We start from the raw sequence: 4,752 nt of genomic DNA, 5'->3' as shown, positions 1-4,752 counted from the left end.
CAGCACGATGGGCACCGGGTTGGCCTTCAGGCGCACCTTCATCTGGTCATAGACCTTGTAGAAGTTCGCACCCGTGCGGTCCATCTTGTTGACGAACGCAAGGCGCGGCACCTTGTACTTGTTGGCCTGGCGCCAGACGGTTTCCGACTGCGGCTGCACGCCGCCCACGGCGCAGTACACCATGCACGCCCCGTCGAGCACGCGCATCGAGCGCTCGACTTCAATCGTGAAGTCGACGTGCCCTGGGGTGTCGATGATGTTGATGCGGTGCTCGGGGTAGCCGAGCTCCATGCCCTTCCAGAAGCAGGTGGTGGCGGCCGAGGTGATCGTGATGCCACGCTCTTGCTCTTGCTCCATCCAGTCCATCGTGGCGGCGCCGTCGTGCACCTCGCCGATCTTGTGGTTCACACCGGTGTAGAACAGGATGCGCTCGGTGGTCGTCGTCTTGCCGGCGTCGATGTGAGCCGAGATGCCGATGTTGCGATAGCGCTCGATGGGGGTCTTGCGGGCCATGGTGGCACTCCAGAAACTGAAACGCGCCCGACGGTCTTGTAGACCGAGGGGCCGCGCGGGGAACTAGGGACGTCTTAGAAGCGGAAGTGGGAGAAGGCCTTGTTGGCCTCTGCCATGCGGTGCACTTCGTCGCGCTTCTTCATCGCGCCGCCGCGGCCTTCAACAGCCTCCAGCAGTTCGTTGGCCAGGCGCTGGGCCATGGACTTCTCGCCGCGCTTGCGGGCCGACTCTTTCAACCAGCGCATGGCCAGGGCCACGCGGCGAACAGGGCGAACTTCCACGGGAACTTGGTAGTTCGCACCGCCCACGCGGCGTGACTTCACTTCGACCATCGGCTTGATGTTGTTCAAGGCGACGGTGAAGACTTCGAGCGGATCCTTGCCCGACTTCTTTTCGACCTGCTCCAGCGCACCGTAAATGATGCGTTCGGCAATGGCCTTCTTGCCGGATTCCATGATCACGTTCATGAACTTGGACAGATCGACTGAGCCGAACTTCGGATCGGGGAGGATGTCCCGTTTGGGGACTTCGCGACGACGAGGCATTTCTCTTCCTTTTGCTTCAGTTGGCTCGGGCTTTCGCCGTTGCCTTGGGCACCACCAACATCTGGGGCTACCCACTTACTCGGCAGGCTTTTGAGCCTTACCGAAACACGCCAGACCTCAGCTTGCGCCGGGCCGAGCAACTTGTGGCTTTTAGGCCTTCTTCGGGCGCTTGGCGCCGTACTTGGAGCGCGACTGCTTGCGGTCTTTCACGCCTTGCAAGTCGAGCGAGCCACGCACGATGTGGTAACGCACACCCGGCAAATCCTTCACCCGGCCGCCACGAACCAGCACGACGCTGTGTTCCTGGAGGTTGTGGCCTTCACCACCGAGGTAGGAAATGATTTCGAACCCATTGGTCAGGCGAACCTTGGCCACTTTCCGCAGCGCAGAGTTCGGCTTCTTCGGGGTGGTGGTGTACACGCGGGTACACACGCCGCGCCGCTGGGGGCCGCCCTGCAGCGCCGGCGATTTGGACTTCGTGACCTCGGTCTCGCGACCGTGACGCACGAGTTGATTGATGGTTGGCATTGGTAACTTGTTCCCGTTTGAAGTCACACGGGCACCGCTGTCACCCACGTGAGAGTGCTGGCAGTGCCTTGTTGGTTTTTCAGTAGACATCGAGCGCTCCGCTGGGAGACGAGCCCGAAGCCGTGATGGGTTCACGGAGGGCCGCCCGACAAAGAGCACAGCAAAACCTGCTGAAAAGCCCTCGATTATATTCGTGTGAACCCTCACCCGCAAGCCAGGACATTGAAAGTACTTCTCAAACCCGCCGTCGTACTCGACACCAACGTGGTGCTCGACTGGCTGGTGTTCCGCAACCCGCACTGCGCGCCACTCACCCAGGCCATTGAAGATGGCCATCTGCGCTGGCTGGTGACCGAGGCCATGCGCAATGAACTGGCGCATGTGCTGGGCCGAGGGGTGGTCGACGCATGGGCGCCAGACCACGATCGACTGTGGGGAAGTTGGCAACTACTCTCTGAACTGGTTCCACCCCCGCAGGTTATCGGCGAAGCCAGCCGCCTGCGTTGTACCGATTCCGACGACCAGAAGTTTGTCGACCTTGCGCTCGGCAGCGCGCAGTGGTTGATCAGCCGCGACCGCGCGGTGTTGAAGCTGGCGCGCCGTGCCGTGCGGTTGGGAGTACGCGTGACCACCCCGGAGCGTTGGGTCCCAGAATGAAAAAAGGGCGGCCGAAGCCGCCCTTTCAGACCTTAGAGCAATCGCTCAATCCAGAGTGTCCCCCGTGCCAGGGATGGCGGCGGCAGCAGCGGCGGCTGCCGTCGCGTCGTCCACCGCGGTCATCTCTTCGGCTGCTTCTTCCAACGCAATCGCGCGGCGTTCGGCATCGTCAAGCTCTTCCTTCACCTTGCGGGCGTCGTGGAAGGCCATGCCGGTGCCTGCAGGAATCAGGCGACCGACGATGACGTTTTCCTTCAGGCCACGCAGTTCGTCGCGCTTGCCCATGATGGCAGCCTCCGTGAGCACACGCGTCGTTTCCTGGAAAGACGCCGCCGAGATGAAGCTGTCGGTCGACAGCGACGCCTTGGTGATGCCCAAAAGCACATCCGCGTGCGTCGCGGTGGCCTTGCCTTCGCCGCGCAGGCGGTCGTTGGTGTCGAGCAACTCCGAACGCTCCACCTGCTCGCCGGCGATGTAGGCGCTGTCGCCCGGGTTGACGATCTGCACGCGGCGCAGCATCTGGCGAACGATCACCTCGATGTGCTTGTCGTTGATCTTCACACCCTGCAAGCGGTAAACGTCTTGCACTTCGTCGACGATGTAGCGTGCCAGCTCTTCGATGCCCAACAGGCGCAGGATGTCTTGCGGGTCGGCCGGGCCGTCCACAATCGATTCGCCCTTGTTGACCACCTGGCCTTCGTGCACCAGGATGTTCTTTTCCTTGGGCACCAGCTCTTCGTAGACCTGGCCTTCGGGGTCGGTGATCTGCAGGCGAACCTTGCCCTTGGTCTCTTTGCCGAACGACACCGTGCCGGTGATCTCGGCCAGCGTGCCCTTGTCCTTCGGGGTACGCGCTTCGAACAACTCGGCCACCCGCGGCAAGCCGCCGGTGATGTCCCGCGTCTTCTGGCCTTCGACCGGAATACGCGCCAGCACTTCGCCGGGCGAGAGGTCCTGACCGTCACGGATCTGCACCAGTGAGCCGATCGGGAAACCGATGGTCACCGAGTGGTCGGTGCCAGGAATCTTGACCTCGTTGCCTTGCACATCGAGCAGCTTGACCTGCGGACGAACGACCTTGGTCGCGCCACGGCGCTTCGGGTCGATCACGACGAGTGTGGACAAGCCGGTCACTTCGTCGAGCTGCTTGGCCACCGTCACGCCTTCTTCGACGTTCTCGAACTTCGCCTTGCCGGCGAACTCGGTGATGATCGGGCGGGTCAGCGGGTCCCAGTTGGCCAACACCACGCCAGCCTTCAGGGCCTGGTCGGGCTTGATGTTGAGGATGGCGCCGTACGGCACCTTGTGGCGCTCGCGCTCACGGCCGTGCTGGTCGGAAATGATGATTTCGCCGGAACGGGAAATCACCACCAACTCGCCCTTGCCGTTGGTCACGTAGCGCATCGTGGCGTTGAAGCCGATGTTGCCGTCGGACTTGGCGTCCACGCTCGAAGCCACCGCCGCACGCGACGCTGCACCACCGATGTGGAAGGTGCGCATCGTCAGCTGCGTGCCGGGTTCACCGATCGACTGAGCAGCGATCACGCCAACTGCTTCGCCACGGTTCACCACACCACCACGGCCCAGATCGCGGCCGTAGCACTTGGCGCACAGGCCGAAGCGCGTGCTGCAAGTCAGCGCGGTGCGCACCTTGACTTCGTCGACGCCGGCGGCTTCAAGGCCGTCGAGCGTGTCTTCGTCAAGCATGTGGCCCGGCTGCACCAGCACCGCACCCGTTTCCGGGTGCTGCACTTCGATCGCGGTCACACGACCCAACACGCGGTCGCGCAGCGATTCGATCACTTCGCCGCCTTCGACCAGCGCGCGCATGTTCATGCCGTTTTGTGTGCCGCAGTCGTCTTCGATGACCACCAGGTCTTGCGTCACGTCGACCAGGCGGCGTGTGAGGTAGCCCGAGTTCGCCGTCTTCAACGCCGTGTCCGCCAGGCCCTTTCGAGCACCGTGGGTGGAGATGAAGTACTGCAACACGGTCAGGCCTTCACGGAAGTTTGCCGTGATGGGGGTCTCGATGATCGAGCCGTCAGGCTTGGCCATCAGCCCGCGCATGCCGGCCAGCTGGCGAATCTGCGCCGCAGAGCCGCGAGCACCCGAGTCGGCCATCATGTAGATGGAGTTGAACGACTCCTGGTCCACCGTCTTGCCGTGGCGATCCACCGTCTTCTGCTTCGACAGCTGGGCCATCATGACCTTGCCGACTTCGTCGCCGGTCTTGCCCCAGATGTCGACCACCTTGTTGTAGCGCTCGCCGGAGGTGACCAGACCCGAGACGTACTGCTGCTCGATCTCTTTCACTTCCTTCTCGGCGCGCTCGATCAGCATGTGCTTTTCTTTGGGCACCAGCATGTCGTCGATCGCGATCGAGATGCCGGCGCGCGTGGCCAGGCGGAAGCCCGACTGCAGCAGCTTGTCGGCGAACACGACCGTTTCCTTCAGACCGCACTTGCGGAACGAGGTGTTGATCAGGCGCGAAATTTCTTTCTTCTTCAGC

The 4,752-nt window shown here is 62.6% G+C and carries 5 protein-coding genes; 1 reads left to right on the top strand and 4 read right to left on the bottom strand.

Annotation, left to right across the window (positions count from 1 at the left end; genetic code table 11):
• The 3 genes from RMO40_RS03190 to rpsL form a co-directional block, all read right to left on the bottom strand.
• The coding region (locus RMO40_RS03190; RefSeq protein WP_309716227.1) for a GTP-binding protein at positions 1–513 on the bottom strand (513 nt) is incomplete at its 3' end.
• Between the two features lie 74 nt (positions 514–587).
• Complete coding sequence (gene rpsG / locus RMO40_RS03185; protein ID WP_309716225.1) at positions 588–1,058, bottom strand: 30S ribosomal protein S7; 471 nt, start codon at positions 1,056–1,058, stop codon at positions 588–590.
• 150 nt (positions 1,059–1,208) lie between these two features.
• On the bottom strand, positions 1,209–1,586 hold the full coding sequence (gene rpsL / locus RMO40_RS03180; protein WP_309716222.1) for a 30S ribosomal protein S12: 378 nt from the start codon (positions 1,584–1,586) through the stop codon (positions 1,209–1,211).
• 222 nt (positions 1,587–1,808) lie between these two features.
• Between rpsL and RMO40_RS03175 the strand changes: the two genes are divergently transcribed.
• Entirely contained in the window at positions 1,809–2,243 is a 435-nt protein-coding gene (locus tag RMO40_RS03175; protein ID WP_309716219.1) for a PIN domain-containing protein, read from the top strand.
• Positions 2,244–2,288: 45 nt separating this feature from the next.
• On the opposite strand, the gene RMO40_RS03170 is transcribed toward RMO40_RS03175, so the two are convergent.
• Positions 2,289–4,752: DNA-directed RNA polymerase subunit beta' (locus tag RMO40_RS03170; protein ID WP_489660096.1), on the bottom strand; the 2,464-nt coding region annotated here is incomplete at its 5' end.

The sequence above is a fragment of the Rhizobacter sp. genome (assembly GCF_031412075.1).
Taxonomy (GTDB): domain Bacteria; phylum Pseudomonadota; class Gammaproteobacteria; order Burkholderiales; family Burkholderiaceae_C; genus Rhizobacter.
The sequence above is the reverse complement of the archived record's forward strand: the minus strand, read 5'-3'. Positions and strand labels throughout refer to the sequence as shown.

What these genes read in the sequence shown, in the direction of transcription:
- rpsG (WP_309716225.1), bottom strand. Translation starts at nt 1,058, where the DNA reads ATGCCTCGTCGTCGCGAAGTCCCCAAACGGGACATCCTCCCCGATCCG.
- rpsL (WP_309716222.1), bottom strand. Translation starts at nt 1,586, where the DNA reads ATGCCAACCATCAATCAACTCGTGCGTCACGGTCGCGAGACCGAGGTC.